This window comes from Streptomyces fulvoviolaceus (assembly GCF_000718165.1).
Lineage (GTDB): Bacteria > Actinomycetota > Actinomycetes > Streptomycetales > Streptomycetaceae > Streptomyces > Streptomyces fulvoviolaceus.
Genome location: NZ_JOEY01000022.1, coordinates 50,180 through 74,545, shown reverse-complemented (window position 1 = coordinate 74,545; position 24,366 = coordinate 50,180). Strand labels below are relative to the sequence as shown.

The following is a 24,366-nucleotide window of genomic DNA, read 5'->3' as shown; positions in this document are numbered from 1 at the left end:
AGTTCGGAACCAGCCAACCCGCACGTGCTCGTCCGTCCCGAGAACGGAGCTGATGCACATGAACCGCCGTACAGTCCTGGCCGTGGTCGTGGGAGCCGCCCTGCTGGTACCGGGGTGCACCGGCACCGGAGGATCCTCGAAGGGCGCCGACGCCAAGGCGCCCACCGACCCGTCGAAGGTCACCGGGACCATCAAGGTCCTCACCGTCCGTACCGACCTCGTACAGGACGGCACGCTGAAGAAGTACGCCGCCGAGTTCAACAAGACCTATCCGAAGGTCAAGGTCGAGTTCGAGGGCCTCACGGACTACGAGGCCGAGGTCAAGATCCGCATGAACACCGAGAACTACGGTGATGTGCTGCTGATCCCGGCCGTCATCAAGAAGGCCGACTACCCGAGGTTCTTCGCCTCGCTGGGCACCCAGGAGGAGCGCGGCAAGAAGTACCGCTTCACCGACTACACCACCGTGGACGGCAAGGTCTACGGGCAGAGCCCGGTCGCCGTGAGCCCCGGCTTCATCTACAACAAGCGGATCTGGAAAGAGGCCGGGGTCACCGAATGGCCCACCACACCAGCCGAGTTCATCGAGGACCTCAAGGCCATCAAGACCAAGACGGACGCGATCCCGTACTACACCAACTTCGCGGCCGGCTGGACGCTCACCTCGTGGACGTACGTCGACGGCGCGGTCACCTGTGACCCGCAGGCGACCGACAAGCTGGCCGAGGGCGACCCGTGGGCGAAGGGCGCGGACCTGCGCACCGGTGACCAGCTGCTCTACGACATCGTGCACTCCGATCTGATCGAGAAGGACCCGACCACCAGTAACTGGGAGGAGTCCAAACCCAGGACGGCGAAGGGCGAGATCGCCACGCAGTGGCTCGGCACGTGGGCGATCGTGCAGTTCCAGGACGCCGCCAAGAAGGCCGGCGTGAACCCCGACGACATCGGCTTCATGCCCTTCCCGTCCCAGACGGACGGCAAGTTCTGCGCGACCATCGCCCCCGACTACAACCAGGGCATCAACGTCCACTCCAAGCACAAGGCCGCGGCCCGTGCCTGGATCGACTGGTTCACCGACAAGTCCACCTACGCCGAGGACAACCTCGCCATCTCCCCGCTCAAGGACGCCCCGCTGCCCGCCGTGATGAAGCCGTACGAGGACGAGGGCGTGAAGTTCATCGAGGTGGACGACGCCCAGGGCGCGCGGGTCAAGCAGCTGGACAGCGACTCGGAGGTCGGCATCTACGCCCCCGAGTACCGCCAGAACCTTGTGGACCTCGCCCGCGGCGCCCGCAAGGGCAGCCTCGACGGCTTCCTCGCCGACCTCAGCAAGCGGTGGACGGACGCCCAGAAGAACCTGGGGTCCTGATGACGGACACGACTCAGAAGGCGGCCGTGGAGGTGATCCCGGCCGCCCCCGTCCCGGCTCCCGCCCCGCGCAGGACCCGCCTCTGGCGAGGTGTCACCCCCTGGTTCTTCCTCGTCGCCCCGCTCGCCCTGCTGATCACCTTCACCTACGCGCCGATCGCCAACATGGTCGCGTACAGCTTCACCGACTGGGACGGCGTCAGCCCCGTACTGCATTACACGGGCGCCGAGAACTACGAGGAGATCTTCACCCGCCCGGAACTCTTCGAGGTGTTCTGGGTCAGCGGCTACTACCTCGCCGCCTCCGTCGTCCAGATCGTCGCCGCCCTCTACTTCGCGACGATCCTGAGCTTCAACGTCCGCTTCCGGAACTTCTTCAAGGGCGTGCTCTTCTTCCCGTACCTGATCAACGGGGTCGCGATCGGCTTCGTGTTCCTCTACTTCTTCCAGGACGGCGGCACTCTCGACTCGGTGCTGAGTCTGTTCGGCGTGAAAACCGACCACGCCTGGCTGGGCACGCCGGTCTCCGCGAACACTTCGCTCGCCGGTGTCTCGGTCTGGCGTTACCTGGGCCTGAACTTCGTCCTGTTCCTGGGCGCGATCCAGTCGATCCCGGGGGAGCTGTACGAGGCGGCCGAACTGGACGGCGCGAACCGCTGGCACCAGTTCCGCTACATCATCGCGCCGGGCATCAAGCCGGTCCTGACCCTGACGGTGATCCTCTCGATCTCCGGCTCGCTCTCGGTCTTCGAGATCCCGTACATCATGACCGGCGGGGCGACCGGCACCGAGACCTTCGTGATCCAGTCGGTGAACCTGGCCTTCCGCTTCAACAAGACGGGCCTGGCCTCGGCGACCGCCATCGTCCTCCTGCTGATCATCCTGCTGGTGACCTGGGTGCAGCGGCGCCTGGTACCCGGCTCCGACGAAAAGGGGGTGGACCTCGTATGACGCGCCGCACGGTGGCCCGCACCCTCGTGTACCTGTCGCTGATCGGCGCGACCCTGGTGGTCCTGCTCCCGCTCCTCGTCGTTCTCCTGACTTCTCTCAAGTCCGAGAAGGAGATGGCGAACACGAGCGGCGCACTCGAACTCCCCCACGACCTGCTGAACTTCCACAACTACGTGACGGCGTTCCAGGACGGCGAGATGCTCTCCGCGTTCACCAACACGGCGATCATCCTGCTGGTCTCGATCGGCGGCACGGTCCTCATCGGCTCGATGACGGCGTACGCCATCGACCGCTTCGCCTTCCGCTTCAAGAAGCTGGTGGTCGGGCTCTTCCTGGTCGCCGCACTGGTCCCCGGCGTCACCACCCAGGTGGCGACCTTCCAGATCGTCGACAGCTTCGGCATGTTCGACAGCCTGTGGGCGCCGATCGCGCTCTACATGGGCACGGACATCGTCTCGATCTACATCTTCCTGCAGTTCGTACGGTCCATCCCGATCTCCCTGGACGAGTCCGCCCGCCTCGAAGGCGCCAACGCCTTCACGATCTACCGAAAGATCATCTTCCCGCTCCTGAAGCCGGCGATAGCGACGGTGGTGATAGTGAAGGGGATCACCGTCTACAACGACTTCTACATCCCCTTCCTCTACATGCCCTCCGAGGATCTTGGCGTGATCTCGACGTCCCTGTTCCGCTTCCGCGGCCCCTACGCAGCCCACTGGGAGGTGATCTCGGCCGGAGCGGTGCTGGTGATCCTGCCGACGCTGATCGTGTTCCTGTCGTTGCAGCGCTTCATCTACAACGGCTTCATGAGAGGAGCGACCAGGTGAGCCGCCTTCTCCGGAGCGGCTAGGCGGACGCGGACGCGGACAGCGCAGCCACCAGCACAGGAGTCACCTGCTCCACCTGCCAGGGCCGGGCCCCGTACCCCGCGAGCGCGGCGCCCACGGACTCGGCGTCCACATCCTTGGGCGGCTCCCAACACACACGCCGCACCGTGTCCGGCGTGATCAGATTCTCCTGAGGCATGTTGACCTGCTCGGCCAGCGCGGACACCGCGGAGCGCGCCGCGGACAACCGAGCCGCAGCGACAGGATCCTTGTCGGCCCAGGCGCGCGGGGGCGGAGGCCCCGTCACCGGCTGCCCCGGCTGCGGCAGCTGCGCGTCGGGAAGGGCCTTGGCCCGATCCACCGCACCCTGCCACTGCTCCAGCTGCCGCCGCCCCATCCGATGCCCGAACCCGTTCAACGCGGCCAGCGCCTGCACGTTGACCGGAAGGGAGAGCGAGGCCTCCACGATGGCCGCGTCCGACAGCACCTTGCCCGGCGACACGTCCCGCCGCTGGGCGATCCGGTCCCGCGTCTGCCACAGCTCCCGTACGACGGCCAGCTGTCGGCGCCGCCGCACCTTGTGCATCCCGGAGGTCCGCCGCCAGGGATCCTTACGGGGCTCGGGCGGCGGAGCCGAGGCGATCGCGTCGAACTCCTGCAGGGCCCACTCCAGCTTGCCGTGCCGGTCCAGCTCCTTCTCCAGCGCGTCCCGCAGGTCGACGAGGAGCTCCACGTCCAGCGCGGCGTAGCGCAGCCAGGGCTCGGGGAGCGGGCGGGTCGACCAGTCGACGGCCGAGTGCCCCTTCTCCAGTACGAAGCCCAGCACGCCCTCGACCATCGCGCCGAGGCCGACCCGGGGGAACCCGGCGAGCCGCCCGGCCAGCTCGGTGTCGAACAGGCGCGTGGGCACCATGCCTATCTCGCGGAGACAGGGAAGATCCTGAGTGGCGGCGTGCAGCACCCACTCCACTCCGGAGAGGGCCTCGCCGAGGCCGGAGAGGTCGGGGCAGCCGACGGGGTCGATCAGCGCGGTCCCCGCGCCTTCGCGGCGCAGCTGGACCAGGTAGGCGCGCTGGCCGTAGCGGTAGCCGGACGCGCGCTCGGCGTCGACGGCGACCGGGCCGGAGCCCGCGGCGAACGCGGCGATCACCTGGGCGAGGGAGTCCTCGTCGGCGATTACGGGAGGAATGCCCTCGCGGGGCTCGAGCAAAGGGATCGGCGCCGGTTCGACGTCGTCCGGAGGGGCGCCTCCGGTGGTTCGCAGTGAGCTGTCTGCTGCGGTCTCTTGGGCGTCGGTCACATGTCAAGGGTATCTGTGTATGGACGGCGCCCGCCGACGGAACGTTCCGTCGACGGGCGTCTGAGGGTCGTAAACCAGTCAGGTCAGTGAAAGATCCGGTTCACGGTGCGGGGAGGGTGCGGCTGAGGATCGGCGGGGACGTGCCGGGGACAGGGTCAGTGGATGATTCCGGTGCGCAGGGCCACCGCCACCATGCCGGCGCGGTCACCCGTGCCGAGCTTGCGGGCGATGCGGGCGAGGTGGCTCTTGACGGTCAGGGCGGACAGGCCCATTGAGACGCCGATCGCCTTGTTCGACTGGCCCTCCGCGACCAGTCGCAGCACCTCGACCTCACGGCCGGACAGTTCTCGGTAGCCGCCCGGGTGGCTCGGGGAACCCGGGGGGCGGCGGTGCATACGGGCGGCGGCGGAGCCGATGGGGGCGGCGCCCGGCCGGGTGGGGAGCCCGACGTTGGTACGGGTGCCGGTGACGACGTAGCCCTTGACTCCGCCCGCGAGGGCGTTGCGTACGGCACCGATGTCGTCGGCGGCGGACAGGGCCAGGCCGTTGGGCCAGCCCGCGGCGCGGGTCTCGGACAGCAGGGTGAGGCCCGAGCCGTCGGGCAGGTGGACGTCGGCGACGCAGATGTCGCGGGGGTTGCCGATGCGGGGACGAGCCTCCGCGACGGACGAGGCCTCGATGACGTCGCGCACACCGAGCGCCCACAGGTGGCGGGTGACGGTGGAGCGGACGCGGGGGTCGGCCACGACCACCATGGCGGTCGGCTTGTTCGGGCGGTAGGCGACCAGGCTTGCGGGCTGCTCGAGGAGAACGGACACCAGGCCTCCTGGGGTGCGGGACGGCTTTGAAGGTCACAGACGTCTTCGGCACCAAACCTGGGATCCTTTAGAGAAAGATCACGATCTAGTGAGTAACAATTCGTGCAATTCGGACAGGCGGTCGATCGTTCGGCGAACGAATCGGTTCGTTCGAGGATCCGGTCCTGACTGAAAGTGGCCGTATCGACAAAGTGACCGCCAAACGCCCGCCGTCGGTGTGCCCGCAGTCGGTGAGGCTGCCGTCAGCGTGACTGGGGCCCGCGCCGCTGCGGCAGGGTCACCACGGACGCGTCGCCCGGACCGGCCGGCGGCAGGCCGGCGACCTGGGCGAGCAGATCGCACCAGGCGGCCAGGTGTGCGGCCGTGTCCGGCACGCCGCCCAGGCCCTCGCGGGGCGTCCAGGAGGCGCGGATCTCGATCTGCGAGGCGGCCGGACGTTCGGACAGGCCGCCGAAGTAGTGGGAGCTCGCGCGCGTGACGGTGCCGCTCGGCTCGCCGAACGCCAGTCCGCGCGCCGTGAGCGCACCGGTCAGCCACGACCAGCACACGTCGGGCAGCAGCGGGTCGGCGGCCATCTCGGGCTCCAGTTCGGCGCGCACCAGCGTCACCAGCCGGAAGGTGCCCCGCCAGGCCTCGTGCCCGTCCGGGTCGTGCAGCAGCACCAGCCGGCCGTCGGCCAGGTCCTGGTCGCCGTCGACGACCGCGGCCTCCAGTGCGTACGCGTGCGGGGCGAGCCGCTGTGGCGCCCGCGTCGGCTCGACCTCGATCTGCGGCCGCAGCCGCGCGGTCCTCAGTGCGTCGACGGCAGCCCGGAAGGGCAGCGGAGCATCACTGCTCGCATTTCGGTCCCCCTCCTTCGCGTCGTCCATTCCGCCAGTGCCGTCCGACAGTCGTCCCTGAGCCGCAGCCATGCGGGGAAGATTAAGGGGAACGGGGCCTCAGCGCAGGGAGGGACACCCCTGTAGGGGTGCGCGGCCTTGTCGGTTCGGCGGCGTGCGAGACTTTCCGTCGTGAGCGCGAACGAGGGCCCCGAGGGCCGGCAGCCGACAGCGACGTACGATTCCGCCTTCCTCAAGGCGTGCAGGCGCGAGCCCGTGCCGCACACCCCGGTGTGGTTCATGCGGCAGGCCGGGCGCTCACTGCCGGAGTACCGCAAGGTCCGCGAGGGCATCCCGATGCTCGAGTCCTGCATGCGTCCCGAGCTGGTCACCGAGATCACGCTGCAGCCGGTCCGCCGGCACAACGTCGACGCGGCGATCTACTTCAGCGACATCGTCGTCCCGCTCAAGGCCATCGGCATCGACCTCGACATCAAGCCCGGCGTCGGCCCGGTCGTCGAGAAGCCGATCCGCACCCGCGCCGACCTGGCCCAGCTCCGTGACCTCACCCCCGAGGACGTCTCCTACGTCACCGAGGCCATCGGCCTGCTGACCCGCGAGCTCGGTTCCACCCCGCTCATCGGTTTCGCGGGTGCGCCTTTCACCCTCGCGAGCTACCTCGTCGAGGGCGGTCCGTCGCGCACGTACGAGAACGCCAAGGCGATGATGTACGGCGACCCCGAGCTGTGGGCCGACCTGCTCGACCGCCTCGCGGAGATCACGGCCGCGTTCCTGAAGGTGCAGATCGAGGCGGGCGCCTCGGCGGTCCAGCTCTTCGACTCCTGGGCCGGCGCCCTCGCCCCGGCCGACTACCGCCGCTCGGTGCTGCCCGCCTCCGTCAAGGTCTTCGAGGCCGTCGCCGGGTACGGCGTCCCGCGCATCCACTTCGGCGTCGGCACCGGTGAACTGCTCGGCCTCATGGGCGAGGCCGGCGCGGACGTCGTCGGCGTCGACTGGCGCGTCCGGCTCGACGAGGCCGTCCGCCGGGTCGGCCCCGGCAAGGCGCTCCAGGGCAACCTCGACCCGACGGTCCTGTTCGCCGGCCCGGAGGCCGTCGAGGCCAAGGCCCGTGAGGTCCTCGACTCGGCCGCGGGCCTGGAGGGCCACGTCTTCAACCTCGGCCACGGTGTCATGCCGTCCACGGACCCGGACGCGCTGACCCGGCTCGTGGAGTACGTCCACGCGCAGACGGCTCGATAAGAAGCGCTCACCACGTGTGCCGGGGCCGGGCCTGCCTGCCGAACAGCAGGCGGCGCGGTTCCGGAGGCGGGGGTGTGCCCGGCTTGAGCGGCCAGGCGAGCAGCATGCCCGCGAGGAAGCCCACGACGTGCGCCGCGTACGCCACCGTGCCGACGTCCGAGACGCCCTCGCCGGACGAGTAGAACGCCTGCAGCACGAACCAGAAGCCGAGCACCAGCCAGGCCGGCAGCCGCAGCGGCAGGAAGACCAGGAACGGCACGAGCACCCAGACCCTGGCCTTCGGATACAGCACCAGATAGGCGCCCAGGACCCCGGCGATGGCTCCCGAGGCGCCGATCAGCGGGTCGCCCGAGTCGTCGTTGAGAAGCGCGAAGCCGTACGACGCCGCATAGCCGCAGACGGCGTAGAAGAGCGTGAACCGCACATGTCCCATGCGGTCCTCGATGTTGTTGCCGAAGATCAGCAGGAAGAGCATGTTGCCCAGCAGGTGCAGCCAACTGCCGTGCAGGAACATCGCCGTGAGGACGGACAGCGCGGGGGACTTGTCGTAGTCCGGAGGGCCCACCAGACAGCCCGGCGTCCCCCCTTGGCTCACTCCGACGTCGCCCGTGGGCACGAGCCGTGGCATCTGATGGTGGATCAACTCCTGCGGCACGGCCGCGTACTGATCCAGGAAGGCCTGTAGATGGCAGAGCTGGGACAGGCTGCTGTCGCCCGCCACGGAACCGGCGAGGCCGGGTGTGAACAGGAAGACGAGGACGTTCGCGGCGATCAGTGCGTATGTCACCCAGGGGGTGCTGCGCACCGGGTTCACGTCATGGACGGGGATGACCACAAGGAATGTCTGCCCCCGATGGACCGGACGAATCGGTGAACACCGGCACGCGCGCGTACGTATGACTCCTCAACTGCCCGCGGCACGGGGAAGGCGGGTCGCGGGGACTACGTGAGGAACAGGCGATGAACGACCGAGTTACTCCTCCGATGCAAGCTCTTCCCGACGGTGAAGCAGAGATCTCGCTGGTGCTGCGTCTGCCCTGGGAAGACGTGGCGAGGCTGGGCCAGGAGGCCGGGCGGCTGGCCTCCCAGATGCAGCGGCCGGTGACACTGGACGAGGCGGTGAGCAGCCGGCTGCGGTCCACGCGGGCCGCGGCTTCGCATGCGAAACCGGCGGGGGAGCAGCCCGCTGCGGTGCCGAGCAGTGCGTCTGTGTCGTCGTTGCCGCCGCGGCCTCCGGCGGATCAGGCACGGCAAGCTATTGAGCGGATCAATGGGAGCGCGTAGGGCCGTCTGCGGGGTGCATGCCGTATGTGGCTGGTCGCGCAGTTCCCCGCGCCCCTAAGGGTGCTGTCCTACCGTCTTCGCTGCTTTGCGGGCGGCGACCAGCACTGGGTCCCAAACCGGTGAGAACGGTGGTGCGTAGCCCAGGTCCAGGGCCGTCATCTGTTCCACCGTCATCCCGGCCGTCAGGGCCACCGCCGCGACGTCCACCCTCTTGCCCGCGCCCTCCCTGCCGACGATCTGCACGCCGAGCAGCCGCCCTGTGCGGCGCTCGGCGAGCATCTTCACCGTCATGAGGGAGGCGCCGGGGTAGTACCCGGCGCGGCTGGTCGACTCGATGGTGACCGTCTCGAACTGGAGGCCCACCCTGCGCGCGTCCTTCTCGCGCAGGCCGGTGCGGGCGATCTCCAGGTCGCAGACCTTGCTCACCGCGGTGCCGACGACGCCGGGGAAGGTGGCGTAGCCGCCGCCGACGTTGGAGCCGATCACCTGGCCGTGCTTGTTGGCGTGGGTGCCGAGGGCGATGTGGCGCTCCTGGCCGGAGACCAGGTCGAGGACCTCGACACAGTCGCCGCCGGCCCAGATGTTCTCGTGCCCGCGCACCCGCATCGCGAGGTCGGTCAGCAGCCCGCCGTGCTTGCCGAGCGGCAGTCCCGCGGCCTTGGCGAGCGTCGTCTCGGGACGTACGCCGATGCCGAGCACGACCACGTCCGCCGGATACTCGCCGTCCTCCGTGGCCACCGCCCGCACCCACCCGTCCTCGCCGGTGAGCAGTTTGGTCACCTCGGCGTCGTTGACCATGGTGATGCCCATGCCCTCCATGGCCTCGTGCACCAGACGGCCCATGTCCGGGTCCAGCGTGGACATGGGCTCGCTGCCACGGTTGACGACCGTCACCTCGTAGCCCCGGTTGATGAGCGCCTCGGCCATCTCCACGCCGATGTACCCGGCACCGACGACCACCGCACGCCGGCCACGCGTGCGTGCCAGCGTGTCGAGGAGTGCCTGGCCGTCGTCGAGGTTCTGCACGCCGTGCACACCCGGGGCGTCGGCGCCCGGCATGTCCGGGCGGATCGGGCGGGCGCCGGTCGCGATCACGAGTTTGTCGTACGACGTCCAGGACTCGGCCCCGGAATCGAGGTCACGCGCGCGTACGCGGCCCCGGTCCACGTCGATCTCCGTGACCTCCGTCCGCATGCGCAGGTCGATGTCCCGGGCGCGGTGCTCCTCGGGCGTACGGGCGATCAACTGGTCCCGCTCGGGGACGTCGCCGCCCACCCAGTACGGGATGCCGCACGCCGAGAAGGAGGTGAAGTGGCCGCGCTCGAAGGCCACGACCTCCAGCTCGCCGGGGCCCTTCAGACGGCGTGCCTGCGACGCCGCGGACATTCCCGCGGCGTCGCCGCCGATCACGACCAGACGCTCTGTCCCACGGTTCGTAGCGCTCGTACGGCTCATGCTCATGCGAACACGCTACGGGGGCAGGGCAGGGGGTCCGGGGGTATCCCCCGGGAAAACACAGTAGGCCTGCTCAGGCTGGTTCAGTTCTCCTCGCCGCCCTCCTGCGGGCGGGTGGGCTCCGGTGCCGTCCGGGCCGTCGGCATCGGGCCCAGCGCGGTCATCACGGAGGCGGTGGCCGGCCGGCGCGGCAGCCGGGGGCGGATCAGACGCAGCCACACCAGCACGATCAGCGCGAGCACCGCCGCGAACGGCAGCACCGCCGCCAGCGCCACGACGATCCAGCGCAGCATCGTCACGAAGGCGCTCCAGCCGCCCGCCAGGGCGTCGACGATCCCCGGGTCGTCGTCCTCGGCGGCCGCCTTCACCGGGGACTCGGCCAGGGACAGGGTGATGGTGGCCATGGTGGTGCGGTCCTTCAGGGACGCCTGTCGGGCGAGCAGCGACTCCAGTTCGGCCTGGCGGGAGCTCAGCTCGCCCTCCAGCGTCACCACGTCGCTCAACTTGGTGGCCTGGTCCATCAGTTCGCGGATCCGCGCCACGCTCGCGCGCTGCGTGGTGATGCGGCTCTCCACGTCCACGACCTGGTCGGTGACGTCCTGCGCTTTCGCGGTGCGCTCGAGCAGCTTGCCCGCGCCCTCCAGGTCGGCGAGGACCTCGTCGTACTGGTCGACGGGCACGCGCAGCACGACGTCGGTCTGCTCCTCGCCCTCCTCGTCCCGGAAGGTGGACTCCTTGCCGACGTAGCCGCCCGCGGTCTCGATGGTCGTCCGGGCCGCGTCGAGCGCCTTCGGTACGTCCTTGACCTGCACGGTCAGAGTGGCGGTGCGGATGATGTGGTTCGTGGCGACCTGGGGTGCCGTGGTCGCCTTGGCGCCGCCGGCGTCGCTGTCCGCGGCGCCGGCCGCGCCCTTCTCGTCGCCCTGCGAGGCGGCCTCGTCCTGGGCGAGGCTGCCCGCGCCGGAGTCGCTGCTGTCGGCGCCGCCGCTGCAGCCGGTCAGGGCGAGGGCCGCGGCCAGCAGGATCCCGGCCAGGGCCTGGACGGGTCGTACGGAACGTCGTGTGCGCATGTGGGCGTACCCCCCGAGGGTTGTGACGACTGACGCTTCTTCGACGCCGGGGCGGGCCCGGACGTTGGCCTTCGAGGGTCCCGATGAGGTCACGGTCAGGACTCGTGAAGGACACCGGGGCGCGGACGGTCTGTCAGTGGGGTCTGAGAGGCTGGGGACATGCGCGAAGAGCAGAGTCGTACGGGCACGGGGCAGGTCGTCGTCATCGGAGCCGGCATCGCGGGGCTGGCCGCCGCTCACCGGCTGGTGCAGCGCGGCGCGCGCGTGACCGTGCTGGAGGCGTCGGACCGGGTCGGCGGCAAGCTGCTGCCCGGCGAGATCGCGGGCGCCCGCGTCGACTTCGGCGCCGAGTCGATGCTGGCCCGCCGCCCGGAGGCCGTGGCCCTCGCCCGCGAGGTCGGCCTGACCGACCGCCTGCAGCCGCCCGCCACCGCGACCGCCTCCCTCTGGACCCGTGGCGCCCTGCGTCCCATGCCCAAGGGCCATGTGATGGGCGTCCCCGGCACCGCGTCCGCCCTGACCGGCGTGCTCTCCGACGAGGGCCTCGCCCGCATCGAGCGCGACGCCGACCTGCCCCGCACGGAGGTCGGCGACGACGTGGCCGTCGGGGAGTACGTGGCGGCGCGGCTGGGCCGGGAGGTCGTGGACCGCCTCGTCGAACCGCTGCTCGGTGGTGTGTACGCGGGCGACGCCTACCGCATCTCGATGCGCTCGGCGGTCCCGCAGCTGTACCAGGCCGCACTGACCCACGACTCCCTGACGGAGGCGGTCCGCGAGATCCAGGCGAAGATGGCCGCCAACCAGCAGACCGGGCCGGTGTTCATGGGCATCGAGGGCGGCGTGGGCAGCCTCCCGCTCGCGGTCGCGGAGTCGGTGCGCGCGGGGGGCGGCGAGATCGTCACCGGGGCGTCCGTGACGGAGCTGCGCCGCGAGGCCGCCGGCGGATGGCGGGCCGTCGCCGGCGACCGCGTTCTGCACGCCGACGCCGTCGTGGTCGCCGTACCCGCCCCGGTCGCCGCCGGCCTCCTGCGTGCCGAGGCCCCCGCGGCCGCCACCGAACTCGCCGCCGTCGAGTACGCCTCGATGGCCCTGGTCAGCCTCGCCTACCGCCGCGCCGACGTCACGCTCCCCGAGGGCAGCGGCTTCCTGGTCCCGCCCGTCGACGGTCGCACCATCAAGGCGTCCACCTTCGCCTCCCAGAAGTGGGGCTGGATCGCCGAGGAGAACCCGGACCTGCTCGTCCTGCGCACCTCCGTGGGGCGGTACGGCGAGACGGAGATCCTCGGGCGCGACGACGCCGGCCTGGTGGACGTCTCCCGGCAGGACCTCGAAGCGGCCACCGGCCTGGACGCCACCCCCGTCGAGACCCGCGTCACCCGCTGGACCGACGGCCTGCCCCAGTACCCCGTCGGCCACCACGCGCGCGTGGCCCGCATCCGCGAGCATGTCGCCAAGCTTTCGGGACTGGCCGTGTGCGGCGCGCAGTACGACGGAGTCGGCATTCCGGCGTGCATCGCGAGCGCGTACGCGGCCGTGGACCGGATCCAAGGTGACCTTCGAGGTGTGGAGGAGCTCACCGCCAACCCGGTGCAGAGTCTGCACGGCGGAGCAGGAGAATAGGGACCATGAGCAACGACGCCCCCACCCCCGAGGCCGGCCGGATCCCGAACAAGGGCAAGCTGGCCAAGGACCTCAACGAGGTCATCCGCTACACGCTCTGGTCCGTCTTCAAGCTGAAGGACGTGCTCCCCGAGGACCGCGCGGGCTACGCCGACGAGGTCCAGGAGCTGTTCGACCAGCTCGCCGCGAAGGACGTGACGATCCGCGGCACGTACGACGTGTCGGGCCTGCGCGCCGACGCCGACCTCATGATCTGGTGGCACGCCGAGACCGCCGACCAGCTGCAGGAGGCGTACAACCTCTTCCGCCGCACGAAGCTGGGCCGCGCGCTTGAGCCGGTCTGGTCGAACATGGCGCTGCACCGCCCCGCCGAGTTCAACCGCTCGCACATCCCGGCGTTCCTCGCCGACGAGACACCGCGGAACTACGTCAGCGTGTACCCCTTCGTGCGCAGTTACGACTGGTACCTGCTGCCCGACGAGGACCGCCGCCGCATGCTCGCCGACCACGGCAAGATGGCCCGCGGCTACCCGGACGTCCGCGCCAACACGGTCGCCTCCTTCTCCCTCGGCGACTACGAGTGGCTCCTGGCCTTCGAGGCCGACGAGCTCTACCGCATCGTCGACCTCATGCGCCACCTGCGCGCGTCGGAGGCCCGCATGCACGTCCGCGAGGAGGTCCCGTTCTACACGGGCCGTCGAAAGTCGGTCGCGGACTTGGTTGCTGGACTGGCCTGACTATTCAATGCCGGTGGGGACCCGTGCCGCCAGGGGCGCGGGGCTGTATCAATTTGCGGCTACCGCCGCGTGGGCGCGACCAGCCACAACGCGCCCGCAGACGGCATCACCGCGCAGCCCGTGGTTTCGGCTCCGGATGCGGCGCACAAGCAGCGCGCCGCACCGGAAGCCGCCCCTCCAGCAGATACGCATCAAGGTGCCCGTTGACGCACCGGTTGGGCCCGCCGCCGATGCCATGCGTCCCCGCATCCCGCTCGGTCACCAGCACCGACCCCGACAACCGCCGATGCAACTCCAGCGCCCCGTCATAGGGCGCGGCCGCATCCCGCTCCGCGGCAAGGATCAACGTGGCCGGCAACTCACCGGCACCGGTCCGCACATCACGAGCCTGCTGTCGCGGCGCGGGCCAGTACGCGCAAGGCAGGTTCGTCCACACGTTGTCCCACGTCTCGAACGGCGCCACACGCGCGAGCCGCGTGTTGTCCCGGTCCCAGACCTTCCAGTCCGTCGGCCACGACGCGTCGTTGCACTCCACCGCCGTGTAGACCGAGCTGGCGTTCTCCGCCTCGGCGGCCGCCTCCGGATGCGGTCCGGCCTGCTGGATCAGCTGCTTCGGGTCGCCCTTGAGATAGGCCGACAGCGCCTGCGCGCGGTGCGGCCAGTAGTCGTCGTAGTACCCGGCCGTCAGGAACGAACCCTGCAGCTGCCCGGGCCCGACCTTCCCGCCGGCCGGCTCGACGGCCAGTTGTGCCGCCGCCTTGTCGTAGCTGCGCTGCACCTTCTCCGCCGTGTCGCCGAGCCCGTACACGCGGTCGTGCTTGGCGATCCACTCCCGGAAGTCCGCCCAGCGGCTCTCGAACGCGGCCGACTGGTCGAGGTTGTTGCGGTACCAGATCTGCGCGGGGTCCGGGTTCACCGCCGAGTCGAACACCATCCGCCGTACGTGCGAGGGGAACAGGGTCGCGTACAGCGCGCCGAAGTAGGTGCCGTACGAGGCGCCCATGAACGTCAGCTTCGCCTCGCCCAGCGCGGCCCGCAGGACGTCCAGGTCGCGGGCGTTGTTGAGGGAGTTGTAGTGCGGCAGCGCTCTGCCCGCACTCCGGGCGCAGCCGCGCGCGTAGGCCTTCGCCCGCGCGATGCGCTCCTTCTTGTACGACTCCGAGGGGTACGTCGGTGCCTGGGAGGGTGCCTTGAAGAACTTCTTGGGGTCCTGGCAGGACAGGGGAGCGGAACGGCCGACCCCGCGGGGGGCGTAGCCGACGAGGTCGTACGCGGCTGCCAGGCGCTTCCACTCGGGGACCACGCCGATCAGCGGGAAGTACATGCCGGAGGCGCCCGGCCCGCCCGGGTTGTAGACCAGGGCGCCCTGCCGGGGCACCCGGCGCTTGCTGTTGTGCGGGTCCTTCTGGGTGGCCCGCACCCGGCTGACGGTCAGCTTGATCTGCTTGCCGTCGGGTCGCGCGTAGTCGAGGGGCACGGACACCGTGCCGCACTCCACGTTCGCCGGCAGGTCCTCCTGCGCGGCGCACTTGCCGAAGGCGATGCCGGCGACCTCGGCGCGCGCGGCGGCGAGCGCGGTTCCGTGCAGCTCGGCGGCGCCCGGGACGGCCGGAGCACCACCTGCCGGGGCGACGGTGAGCGTGGTCAGGAGCAAGGACCCGGCGGCGGTGTAGAGGGCGGGAGCTCTCATCGCGTATCCCTTCGGTGCGCGGCTGCGACAAAAGGGATGTTTCGTTCGGCTGTCGGTGAAGGCAAGCAGCCCCGCCGGTGTCGGCGCCAATGCCTCCGTACGCCCCCGGCGTGTTATGCGCGCCAGTGCCCGGCGCGGTGTCCCTCGCGATGCTGCTCGCGGTGCTCGAAGGCCGCGCGCAGACCGGGTTCGCCGATCGCGCTGATGCCGCGTACGGCGACGGAGGTGAGGTACGTACGGTCGTCGGTGCCGGCGGAGTGCCGGGCCAGGGTGCCGAGCAGTCGTTGGCCGGCCGGTGAGGCCCAGCGCGAGTACGGGTGGACCTCCACCCGCGCGATGGCCAGGCAGCTCAGGGTGAGCGCGAGCGGGAGCGCGAACCAGAGGGCGACCAGGTGTCGCGGCATGTCCGACTGGGCGGGCATCAGCAGCGCGGTCGCGCCCAGGGCGAGGACGGCCACCGCGGCGCACTGCACCTGGCGGACCGCCGCGGCGATACCGGACCGGGCGCCGTCGGGCACGGCCAGGCCCGCGCTGACGAGCCGGTCGGCGAGGCTGCGCACCGCGTCCGCAGAGGCCGCGTCCGCCCGCACCGGCGCGATACGGGACTGGCCCTCCGGCCCGATGGCGCCTATGACCGATCGCTCGATGTCGTCCCGCCCGCGCGGGTCGACGACGGTCGCCCAGCCGGTGTGGGCGAGCAGCAGCCGGTGCTGGCGTGCCATCGAGACGAGCGTCAGATCGGCGACCCGCCGGGGGCCGCCGGACAGGAACGCGGCCTCGTACAGCGTCAGATCGTGCACCCGGCCCGTGGTCGCGAAGTCGGTGTCCACGGCCGCCGTGCGGACGGCGGCCAGGCACAGTCGCGTGCACGTGGTGCCGGCGGCGGCCCAGGCCAGCAGCAGGAGAAGGACCCAGAACATGGCATTTTTCTATGCGACCGGGTCAGGTCGGCGCCATGCCCTGTTCACAATCCGGACGGAGCGTTGCCTGTATGTGACGTTCCGGATGTGCGGGTCAGTTCTCCGACTCGGCCGGTTCCGGCGGGGGCGCGCTGGTCGTGGCCGGTGGGAGCGGGTAGGTCGGGGACGGTGACGGCGACATCGGGACCGCCGGGCTCGGATCGGCCGTCGGGCCGGGCGCGGCCGGGGAGTTGGTGATCGGCGGGGTGCTGCCGGCGGCCATGTCCCGCGCCAGGGCGTCGAAGTCGACGTACCCGGTGGCCTCCAGGATCTTGATGTGGTCCAGCACGGTCGTGTTGGCATCGTCGGCGAGGGCGCGGACGAGGGAGTTGCGGGTGCTGGCGCGGACCTGGGCGACGACCGAGAACACCTTGCCGTGGGCCAGCCGCAGGATGTTGGCGAAGTCCCGGTCGTAGTCGACGCCCTGCGCCGAGGTCAGGGTCGTGAGCCACTGCTTCTGCTGGTCGTTCGGCTCGTTGGGCAGCTCCAGACCGAGCTTGGCGGCGACGTCCCTGACCCGCTCGTCCAGGAACGTGTGACCCTCGACGAGGTGCTGTCCCGCCGTCCGTACGGCCTGTGTGGTGCCCTTCTGCTCCGCCTGCTGGCCTGCGGGCAGCTCCCACAGGCCGGCCAGCCGGACCTTCGTCACGAACTCCCGGTCCAGGGCGGACAGTGGCCCGTACTTCGTCGACACGGTCCCGGCGTTGAGCACGTCCAGGCCGGTGCCGGACCGGTCGCCGTACGACCAGATCGGGAAGATCAGCGCCAAGAGGGTCGCGGTCAGGCCCGTGATGATGAGGCCGGTGCCGGTGAAGATGCCTCTGCCGTTGATGGGGGGTCGGGGTCGCATGGTGCCTCCTGCTTGCGGCACCGCACGCTAGTGCGTTTCGGGTGCGGGGTTGGCATATTACTGCGGGCGCTACGCCAACTGCCGTACGGGAGCGAATGGTTGCATCGGGGGTGGGGCGGGGCGAATGGGGGAGAGTGAAGTAGCCGTATACAGGGGCAAAGGGGATGAATCAGGTGCGGTGGCTTTGCCTCGCGGATGGGGTGTTAACCCTGGCACACCTGGGAGTGGACGGGGGTGGGGCGGGCGCCTAGGGGGAGCGTGGAGGGTGGCGTAGGGCGTGCCCGCAGCCTGACGGACGGACTCAACGCCGCAGCAGCACGCGCCGCGTGGCCCGGGCCAGCCGTACCGTCGGCTTGAGGGACCGCGGTGCCGGACCCGACCGCTCCAGCCACCACTCCCGCAACTCCCCCCGTATCGCCGCCTCTTCAGGGCGCCCGGCGAGCAGCAGGTGCTCGGCGAAGTCCAGGGCGTCACGGCGGTAGCCGTCCGTCATCGGGTGGCCGTGGGCGTAGGCGAGGAAGGCGGGGCGGTAGGCGGTGCCCAGGATCTCCGGGAGCTCGGGGGCCACCTTCGCCACCACGTCCGCCCGCTTGCTCGCGAGGGCCCGCGCCTGGACGCCCAGCCGTACGCGGTCGAACCCCTCCGGTACCGGTGTTCCGGCGACGAGCGCGGACAGCAGTGCCGTCTCGGCGAGGGCGAGGGCGAGGCGCTGGCGGGTGGGGTCGCCGGCCGGAGCCTGGGCCTGCGCTGAAGGGGTGCCGGTGGCCGGGATCCCCGAGGGTACGGCTGCCTTGGCGCCACCCTTCTCCAGGGCCTCCCGAATCGCCCCCAGCTCCCCTTCCAGCTCCGCCGGTTCGGGGAAGTTCTCGTCCCGCTCCAGCAGTACCCCCGGCGGGGACACCCGGGACGCGAGGTCGGTCAGGATGTCGAGGACCGGGCGGGGGATCGGGTGGGCGTGGCTGTCGTGCCAGACGCCGTCGCGTTCGAAGCCGCCCGCGACATGGACGTAGGCGATGGCTTCCAGGGGGAGTTCGGCCAGCGCCTCGGCCGGGTCCTCGCCGCGGTTGACGTGGTTGGTGTGCAGGTTGGCCACGTCGATGAGAAGGCGAACCCCGGTGCGGTCGGCCAGTTCGTACAGGAACTGCCCCTCGGTCATCTCCTCACCCGGCCAGGAGATCAACGCGGCGATGTTCTCGACGGCGAGCGGCACCGGCAGCGCGTCCTGCGCGATACGGACGTTCTCGCACAGGACGTCGAGGGCGTCGCGGGTGCGGGGCACGGGCAGCAGGTGGCCCGCCTCCAGCCGGGGCGACGCCGTGAGCGGCCCGCCCGCCCGTACGAACGCGATGTGCTCGGTGACCAGCGGCGACCCCAGCGCCTGGGCGCGCTCGGCGAGGGCGTGCAGCCGGGCCTCGTCGGGCCGGTCCGCGCCGCCCAGCCCGAGCGAGACGCCGTGCGGTACGACCGTCACCCCGCGCTCGCGCAGCCGCACCAGCGACTCGGGAAGGTGCCCCGGGCACGCGTTCTCGGCCACGACCTCGACCCAGTCGATGCCCGGCATGCCCTCCACGGCGTCCGCGATCTCCGGCCGCCACCCGATACCCGTCCCCAGTCGCTCCATGGCCCGTCCCCTCCTCGGCTTCCTCCGAATGAATCCGCTGACCGCCTGCCTGGCGTGACGGAGGTATGGCCCCGGCGCCCGGAGCCGAACCCCTCCATGGATACGTTCAGAGCAACATTTGAGGTTCAGAGCCGAGGCGTTTCCTTGCGCGCGTTTTCCGAGGCGCCCCCGGGCCACCGCTCCGGTGCCCGGCCCAGCAGCCGCAACGCCTCCTCCAGGGGGCCGGATCCCTCCGCAACCTTCAGTACGGGCGCGAACGCGAACCCCGGTCCGCGCAGCGCCGGATCCGTCGGGACCCGCCGGGCCACGGCGAGGGCCGCGACGAGGACGTCGTGCGGCAGGTCGAGGTCCACGCCGAGCGTCGCCGCGACGTCCCAGGCGTGCACCACGTAGTCGATGAAGTGGAAGCCGACCGCCACCCGGCCGGGGAAACTCCCGCCGAGCTCCGGCAGTACGAACTCCCGCTCCTGGACGCCCTGTTCGGCGAACGCCTCGAGCACCGCCGTCGCGGCCGTCCGGTGCACCCGGGCGGGATCGGCCAGGTCCTCGGGCTCCCGCCAGTGCGTCGTTTCGCCGCCCGAGCCATGCGCGGCGGCCGCGAACCCGTGGTGTTGCGCCGCCATGTGCGCCACGAGCCGCCGCAAGGTCCACCCGGCGCACGGGGTGTCCCGCTCCCAGTCCCCGTCCCGCGCCAGCTCCACCACCCGCGATGCCTCGTGTACGGCGATCCGGTCCAGCTCGATGACATCCATGCCGTCGAGAATAAAAGTAAACGAACGATCGTGCTACTTGTTTTCGCTGATATGGCTGATATGGCAGCACTCGCCAACCAGGCGTGTTGTCAGGGGAGGTGAAGCGCCGACGAAGGGTCCGTGGCCGCCGGCCGCAGCCGCGAGGCGATGCCCCGCCGAGCTCTGTCATAGGGTCCGACCTCGTCGTACAGGACCGACATCGCGTTCGCCGTCTCCATCAGGGCGACCAGCTCGAAGGCCAGCTGCGCCGAGTCGGTGTCCGCACGCAGCTCTCCTGCCGCCCGCCCCTCCTCGGCACAGGACTCCAGCTGTGACATCCAGGCCCGCTGGGCCTCGACCAAGGCGTCGTGCACCGGGCCCTCGCGGGCGTCGAACTCGGCCATCACGCCGTAGAAGAAACAACCGCCCGGGAAGACCCGCCGCTGCGAGTAGTCCAGCCAGGCCTCGCACAGCCGCCACAGCCGGGCCACCCCCGCCACGGCCTTCGAGGCGGGCTCCAGCACCTCCGCGACGTAGATCCGCGAAGCCTCCCGTACGGTCGCCAGCTGCAGTTCCTGCTTGGAGCCGAACAGCGCGAACACCCCGCTCTTGCTCAACTCCAGCTCACCCGCCAGCCGCCCCACGGACAGCGCCTCCAGCCCCTCGACCGAGGCGATGTCGACGGCCCGGCGCAGCACCGACTGCCGGGTGCGGTTGCCGCGTTCGACGCGGCCGTCGACGCGGGTCACCGCAGTGCCGGGTGGTCCGCGACCACCGTGCAGGAGCCCGGGGCGATCTCGGTGAACCCCGCGTCCCGCACCAACGGCAGCCCGCTCGTGGTGAGTTCGGGCCAGCGCGCGGGGTCCGCGGTGCGTACGGCGAGCGGGAAGCCCGCGTCCCGCCAGGCGGCCCGGTCCTCGTCCGACAGCTCCCACCAGGCCAGTTGGGCGCCGTGGCCGGCCTGGGCCATCGTCTTGCCGGCCGACATGTCCAGGTCCGGGTTGAGCCAGAGCACGGGCGCCGATCCGTCCGCCTCCACCGGCGGCTCCGGGTCGTCGAGGTCGGTCCCGGAGACCTGGAGCTTCGCCAGCTCCTTGGGCCATCCGTCCAACGGAACGGGCGGGAACACCCGCACCTCCGCCGCCTTCCCCGTCACCGTGATCCCGGGCAACGCCTCCGCCCGCCGCCACTCGGCCCCACGGGCCCGCCGCACGACCTTGCGGATCCGCGCGTCCTGCCAGTCCCGCATGGCCTCGGCCCACTCACCGTCACCGAGGGACCGCTCATCACCGAGCATCGTCAGGACAGCACGGGCGGCGGTCTCCAGGGCGTCGGTACGGGCGGGAGGAGCAGCACGCTCGATCCGTACGACAAGGGGCAGAACGAACTGCGGTGCCTGATCACGGGCAGTGGCTTCGTGCTGGAAAGGGCTATCGCCGGCGGGGATCGAATCGTGGCTCACGTCAGCCAACCTTAAGGGGCGCGGGGCTGTGACATGTGCGGCTCCGCCGCGGGGCGCCACCAGCCACAGGCAACCCGCAGCCGCCCCACGACATCATGACCCACATGGAACGCGATCTACGGCTGGACAACATAGGCCGCCGCTACGGCCTGCGCGGCCCCTGGGTGTTACGCGACGTCAACCTGGTCATAGCCCCGGGCACCCTGACCCGCATAGAAGGAACCAACGGCACAGGAAAATCCACCCTCCTCCGCCTGCTCGCCGGCATCGACGCCCCGACGGAGGGCCGCATCACCGGCCGTCCCCACACGGCCTACGTCCCCGAACGCTTCCCGTCGGCCCTCCCCTTCACCCCGGCCGGCTACCTCACCCACCTCGGCGCCGTCCACGGCCTGTCCCGTACGAGCGCCGAGCGCGCCGCAGGCGAGTGGCTGGACCGCTTCGGTGCCGCCGCCTACGCCGATACACCGATGGCACAGCTGTCGAAGGGCAGCAGCCAGAAGGTCGCCGTCGCGCAGGCGTTGCTCGCCGAACCCGAGCTGCTCGTCCTCGACGAGGCCTGGACCGGTCTGGACACCGCCGCCCGGTCCGAACTGGAGCGTGCCGTCGCCGAACGCACCGAAGCCGGAGCCGCCGTGGTGTTCGTCGACCACGACCCGAGCCGCCTGGCGGGGGTGCCCGACGCGACGTACACCGTGCACGAGGGGACCCTCAACCGTCGTACGGACAAGGCGACTTCGCCGTCCGGCCCGCATGTCGTCGTCGAAGTGCAGGGCCCGCCCGGAGGGCGACTGCCCGAGCTCCCCCTCGCCTCGGTCGAGGAGATCACCCCGGGTACGTACCGGCTCACCGTCCCCGCCTCCCACTCGGACGTTCTGCTCCGCACCCTGCTCACGGCCCGCCCGCCATGGCACGTGGTGAGTGTGACCCGCGCCGACACCCCTCTCGACCGGTCTCCCGACCAGGAAGGCCAGGCATGACCGCCCTCCTCCGCTACCAGGCCGCCCTCCTCGTGCGCTCCCAGCGCTGGCTGCCGCCGTTCATCCTCTACGCCGTCTTCCTGGGCGTCGGCGTCCAGGGCGGCCAGCCGGTGCTGGACTCGCTCGGCTACGCGGCCGCCGCGCTGCTGCCCGTCGCCGGCTGGCTGGTACGGATCTGCGTCACGGGCGAGCCGCCCGCGGCCCGGGCCTGCGTGGCCGCGGCGGTGGGGCCCGGGCGCGCACATCTGGCCCGGCTGCTGGTGGCACTGGGTGCGGCCGTGGCGCTCGGCACGGTCGCGACCGTCGTGGTGGCGTGGATCACCGACCCGGTGAGTTCGGACCACCAGACCCGGGTGCCGCCGCTGCCGGCGGCCGCGGCCGGGCTGCTCGCCGCGCTGGCCTGCGCCCTGCTGGGCACGGCCGTCGGTGCGCTCACCACCTGGCCGCTGCTGCGCTCGACCGGCCGGGCGGTCCCCGCGCTGCTGCTCGCGGCGCTGCTCTCGCTGGTGGTGTCGGGCTCTCCGGCGCAGGCGGCGATCAGCGGCCTGGTGACCGGCTCGCAGTCGGCCAAGGTCGACTTCCCGCTGCTGCCGCTGGCCGGGGCCGCCGTGCTGGCGACCGCCGCCATCGCCGTGGCCTGCGCGCTCACCTCCCGCAGGTCACCCTGAGCAGGCCGTGCGCTGGGCTTCCTGCCACTCGCACACCGGGCACAGCGTGATGCCCTTGTACGACTCCGGGTACTCCGTCGGCTCCCGGCACAGCACACACTCCGCGTACTCCTCGCTCATGCCTCCAGCCTAGGACCCGATGAGCTCGGACACCTTCACGAACCGGTAGCCCTGCCGGCGCAGCTCGGGCACGACGGTGCGCACGGCCCGCTCGGTCGTCGGCGCCGCACTCCGCGTGCAGTGCATGACGACGACCGACCCCGGCCGCACTCCGTCCAGCACCTCCCGGGCCACCGCGTCCGCGTCCGTCGCGAACGCGTCCCCGCTCACCACGTCCCACTGCACGGCGGTGACGCCGGTCGGAGTGAGCGCCTTCAGGGCCCGCCGGTCGTAACACCCGCCGGGGAAGCGGAAGTACGGCATCGGGTCCGGCACCCCCGCCTTCCGGAAGGCGGCGTACGCCCGCTCCACATCCGTCCGCATCCGGTCCCCGGAGACGGTCGGCAGCCCGTAGCAGTCGTCGGTGAAGGCGTAGTGGCTGTACGAGTGGTTGGCGACCTCGAAGAGCGGATCCCGCCCGATGGACCGGGCCTGGGCCGGGTACTCCTCGGCCCATCGCCCCGTCATGAACACGGTGGACGGCACCTTGAGCGCCCGCAGCGCCGAGATCAGCCCCGGATTGTCGAACCGCTCGCCCGCCGCGGCCCGTGCCCCCTGGTCGGCGGTCATGTCGGCGTCGAAGGTGAGCGCGACGGTCTTGCCGTGCGTCCGGGAGCCGTTCTTGAAGACGGGGGTCAGACCGGCGGGGCCGGGGGCGAGGGTCGGGGGCCGGGAGGGGGCCGCGGAAGGTGCGGGCCGGGGGGCTTGGGGGGCCTGGGCGGTGCCGCAGGCGGCGAGGGCGGCGCCCAGGGCGCAGACGGTGATGACGCGTCGTACGAGAGTGATCACCGTACGAACATATGGCGGCTTATCTCACATATGGGTCGAACGTGGCTGCGGAGTCACCCGCTCAGCAGCCGTGCGCGGCACTCCTCCACGTCGAAGTCCGCCTTCGGGTACTGCGGGTCCAAGGCCCTCAGATGCTCCACGAGCAACCGGCCCACCACCCAGTTCCGGTACCACTTGCGGTCGCCCGGGATGACGTACCAGGGGGCGGACGGCGTCGAGCAGCGCTCCAGGGCGATCTCGTACGCCTTCTGGAACGCGGGCCACAGCGCGCGGTCGTCGATGTCGGACGGGCTGAACTTCCAGTGCTTGTCCGGGCGGTCGAGGCGTTTGAGGAGTCGGCTCCGCTGCTCCTCGTAGGAGATGTGCAGGAAGCACTTGATCACGGTCGTCCCGTCGTCGGCGAGGGACTGCTCGAAGCGGTTGATCTCGGCGTAGCGGCGCTCGATCTCGTCGCGTGGAGCGAGCTCGCGGACGCGGGCGACGAGGACGTCCTCGTAGTGAGAGCGGTCGAAGATGCCCAGCTCGCCGGGGTGCGGGAGGGCCTGCTCGATGCGCCACAGGAAGGGGTGCGCCCGCTCCTCGGGGGTGGGTGCCTTGAACGCCCGCACGCGGCAGCCGGAGGGATTGCAGAAGCCGATGACGTGCTTGATCGTGCCGCCCTTGCCGCTGGTGTCCATGCCCTGCAGGACCAGCAGCACCCGGCGCCGGTCGCCGGCCGTGCTCGCCGCGAACAGGCGTTCCTGCAGGTCGGCGAGGTCCGTGCCGAGTTTGGTCACGGCCGTCAGCGCGGCGGACCTGTCCTCCGGGCCGCCGGGGGCCGCCCGGGTGTCGTACGCGGTTAGGTCGACGGGCCCGCCCTCGGCCACGCGCAGCAGTTCGCGGAGGTCCTCGGCCTTCTTGTGCTTCGCGCCGCTCTCGGCCACGGTGCGCCCCTTCCGGTCCGGTC

The 24,366-nt window shown here is 71.0% G+C and carries 25 protein-coding genes; 9 read left to right on the top strand and 16 right to left on the bottom strand.

The features are described from left to right. Positions 1–58 precede the first annotated feature (58 nt). The 3 genes from IG08_RS0123515 to IG08_RS0123505 are packed head-to-tail and all read left to right on the top strand — an operon-like array spanning position 59 to position 3,149. Positions 59–1,372, top strand: a complete 1,314-nt coding sequence (locus IG08_RS0123515) for an ABC transporter substrate-binding protein (RefSeq protein ID WP_030605798.1) — start codon at positions 59–61, stop codon at positions 1,370–1,372. After that, positions 1,372–2,322, top strand: coding sequence for a carbohydrate ABC transporter permease (locus IG08_RS0123510; protein ID WP_030605797.1), 951 nt, complete (start codon positions 1,372–1,374; stop codon positions 2,320–2,322). Before IG08_RS0123515 ends, IG08_RS0123510 begins: the two co-directional genes overlap by 1 nt. Next, complete coding sequence (locus tag IG08_RS0123505; RefSeq protein WP_030605796.1) at positions 2,319–3,149, top strand: carbohydrate ABC transporter permease; 831 nt, start codon at positions 2,319–2,321, stop codon at positions 3,147–3,149. The genes IG08_RS0123510 and IG08_RS0123505 overlap by 4 nt, the downstream gene beginning before the upstream one ends. A 19-nt stretch (positions 3,150–3,168) precedes the next feature. On the opposite strand, the gene IG08_RS0123500 is transcribed toward IG08_RS0123505, so the two are convergent. The 3 genes from IG08_RS0123500 to IG08_RS0123490 form a co-directional block, all read right to left on the bottom strand. After that, positions 3,169–4,449 carry a ribonuclease D gene (locus IG08_RS0123500; RefSeq protein ID WP_030605795.1) on the bottom strand — a complete coding sequence of 427 codons (1,281 nt, stop codon included), beginning with the start codon at positions 4,447–4,449 and terminating at the stop codon, positions 3,169–3,171. A gap of 155 nt (positions 4,450–4,604) precedes the next feature. Further along, positions 4,605–5,267, bottom strand: a complete 663-nt coding sequence (locus IG08_RS0123495; RefSeq protein WP_030605794.1) for a response regulator transcription factor — start codon at positions 5,265–5,267, stop codon at positions 4,605–4,607. Between the two features lie 242 nt (positions 5,268–5,509). Next, a complete protein-coding gene (locus tag IG08_RS0123490) occupies positions 5,510–6,178 on the bottom strand; it encodes a DUF3000 domain-containing protein (RefSeq protein ID WP_078655707.1) in 669 nt (222 codons plus the stop codon). Between the two features lie 99 nt (positions 6,179–6,277). On the opposite strand from IG08_RS0123490, the gene hemE reads away from it, so the two are divergent. Further along, positions 6,278–7,345 (top strand): uroporphyrinogen decarboxylase, encoded by a 1,068-nt coding sequence (hemE, locus tag IG08_RS0123485; RefSeq protein ID WP_030605789.1) that lies wholly within the window; start codon positions 6,278–6,280, stop codon positions 7,343–7,345. Between the two features lie 7 nt (positions 7,346–7,352). On the opposite strand, the gene IG08_RS0123480 is transcribed toward hemE, so the two are convergent. After that, a complete protein-coding gene (locus IG08_RS0123480; protein WP_030605787.1) occupies positions 7,353–8,180 on the bottom strand; it encodes a rhomboid family intramembrane serine protease in 828 nt (275 codons plus the stop codon). Between the two features lie 125 nt (positions 8,181–8,305). Here IG08_RS0123480 and IG08_RS61480 point away from each other — a divergent pair, with 125 nt between their 5' ends. Next, positions 8,306–8,629 carry a hypothetical protein gene (locus tag IG08_RS61480; protein ID WP_030605785.1) on the top strand — a complete coding sequence of 108 codons (324 nt, stop codon included), beginning with the start codon at positions 8,306–8,308 and terminating at the stop codon, positions 8,627–8,629. 54 nt (positions 8,630–8,683) lie between these two features. On the opposite strand, the gene IG08_RS0123470 is transcribed toward IG08_RS61480, so the two are convergent. Continuing rightward, positions 8,684–10,090, bottom strand: a complete 1,407-nt coding sequence (locus tag IG08_RS0123470; protein WP_030605783.1) for an FAD-dependent oxidoreductase — start codon at positions 10,088–10,090, stop codon at positions 8,684–8,686. Between the two features lie 77 nt (positions 10,091–10,167). Next, positions 10,168–11,154 (bottom strand): DUF4349 domain-containing protein, encoded by a 987-nt coding sequence (locus IG08_RS0123465; RefSeq protein WP_030605781.1) that lies wholly within the window; start codon positions 11,152–11,154, stop codon positions 10,168–10,170. A 159-nt stretch (positions 11,155–11,313) separates the two neighbouring features. Here IG08_RS0123465 and hemG point away from each other — a divergent pair, with 159 nt between their 5' ends. Together hemG and hemQ are read left to right on the top strand one after the other, a co-directional pair. Then, on the top strand, positions 11,314–12,774 hold the full coding sequence (gene hemG / locus IG08_RS0123460; protein ID WP_030605779.1) for a protoporphyrinogen oxidase: 1,461 nt from the start codon (positions 11,314–11,316) through the stop codon (positions 12,772–12,774). A gap of 5 nt (positions 12,775–12,779) precedes the next feature. Continuing rightward, positions 12,780–13,511, top strand: coding sequence for a hydrogen peroxide-dependent heme synthase (gene hemQ, locus IG08_RS0123455; protein WP_030605776.1), 732 nt, complete (start codon positions 12,780–12,782; stop codon positions 13,509–13,511). 106 nt (positions 13,512–13,617) lie between these two features. Here hemQ and IG08_RS0123450 read toward each other — a convergent pair whose 3' ends face one another. From IG08_RS0123450 to IG08_RS0123420, 7 genes are all read right to left on the bottom strand, one after another. Then, positions 13,618–15,201, bottom strand: a complete 1,584-nt coding sequence (locus IG08_RS0123450; RefSeq protein WP_030605774.1) for an alpha/beta hydrolase — start codon at positions 15,199–15,201, stop codon at positions 13,618–13,620. Positions 15,202–15,314: 113 nt separating this feature from the next. Then, on the bottom strand, positions 15,315–16,121 hold the full coding sequence (locus tag IG08_RS0123445; RefSeq protein WP_043454974.1) for a TIGR04222 domain-containing membrane protein: 807 nt from the start codon (positions 16,119–16,121) through the stop codon (positions 15,315–15,317). Positions 16,122–16,215: 94 nt separating this feature from the next. After that, on the bottom strand, positions 16,216–17,010 hold the full coding sequence (locus IG08_RS0123440; RefSeq protein ID WP_030605769.1) for a DUF4142 domain-containing protein: 795 nt from the start codon (positions 17,008–17,010) through the stop codon (positions 16,216–16,218). Between the two features lie 301 nt (positions 17,011–17,311). Further along, the gene (locus IG08_RS0123435) at positions 17,312–18,631 is read right to left on the bottom strand and encodes an MbnB/TglH/ChrH family RiPP precursor modification enzyme (protein ID WP_030605768.1); all 1,320 of its coding nucleotides are present in this window, start codon (positions 18,629–18,631) and stop codon (positions 17,312–17,314) included. A gap of 125 nt (positions 18,632–18,756) precedes the next feature. Then, complete coding sequence (locus IG08_RS0123430; RefSeq protein WP_052424845.1) at positions 18,757–19,383, bottom strand: TIGR03086 family metal-binding protein; 627 nt, start codon at positions 19,381–19,383, stop codon at positions 18,757–18,759. Between the two features lie 89 nt (positions 19,384–19,472). Next, on the bottom strand, positions 19,473–20,111 hold the full coding sequence (locus tag IG08_RS0123425; RefSeq protein ID WP_030605757.1) for a TetR/AcrR family transcriptional regulator: 639 nt from the start codon (positions 20,109–20,111) through the stop codon (positions 19,473–19,475). Next, on the bottom strand, positions 20,108–20,824 hold the full coding sequence (locus IG08_RS0123420) for a peptidyl-tRNA hydrolase (RefSeq protein ID WP_030605755.1): 717 nt from the start codon (positions 20,822–20,824) through the stop codon (positions 20,108–20,110). The genes IG08_RS0123425 and IG08_RS0123420 overlap by 4 nt, the downstream gene beginning before the upstream one ends. Positions 20,825–20,928: 104 nt before the next feature. On the opposite strand from IG08_RS0123420, the gene IG08_RS0123415 reads away from it, so the two are divergent. Further along, positions 20,929–21,804, top strand: coding sequence for an ABC transporter ATP-binding protein (locus tag IG08_RS0123415; RefSeq protein WP_030605752.1), 876 nt, complete (start codon positions 20,929–20,931; stop codon positions 21,802–21,804). Continuing rightward, entirely contained in the window at positions 21,801–22,472 is a 672-nt protein-coding gene (locus tag IG08_RS0123410) for a hypothetical protein (protein ID WP_030605750.1), read from the top strand. Before IG08_RS0123415 ends, IG08_RS0123410 begins: the two co-directional genes overlap by 4 nt. Here IG08_RS0123410 and IG08_RS62525 read toward each other — a convergent pair. Genes IG08_RS62525 through IG08_RS0123395 form a run of 3 tightly spaced genes read right to left on the bottom strand, consistent with a single transcriptional unit; the run spans position 22,464 to position 24,343 of the window. Further along, on the bottom strand, positions 22,464–22,592 hold the full coding sequence (locus IG08_RS62525) for a hypothetical protein (RefSeq protein WP_261725690.1): 129 nt from the start codon (positions 22,590–22,592) through the stop codon (positions 22,464–22,466). The genes IG08_RS0123410 and IG08_RS62525 overlap by 9 nt on opposite strands. Before the next feature lie 9 nt (positions 22,593–22,601). Then, complete coding sequence (locus IG08_RS0123400; RefSeq protein WP_030605748.1) at positions 22,602–23,420, bottom strand: polysaccharide deacetylase family protein; 819 nt, start codon at positions 23,418–23,420, stop codon at positions 22,602–22,604. 53 nt (positions 23,421–23,473) lie between these two features. Beyond that, complete coding sequence (locus IG08_RS0123395; RefSeq protein ID WP_030605745.1) at positions 23,474–24,343, bottom strand: PPK2 family polyphosphate kinase; 870 nt, start codon at positions 24,341–24,343, stop codon at positions 23,474–23,476. Positions 24,344–24,366: the final 23 nt, after the last annotated feature.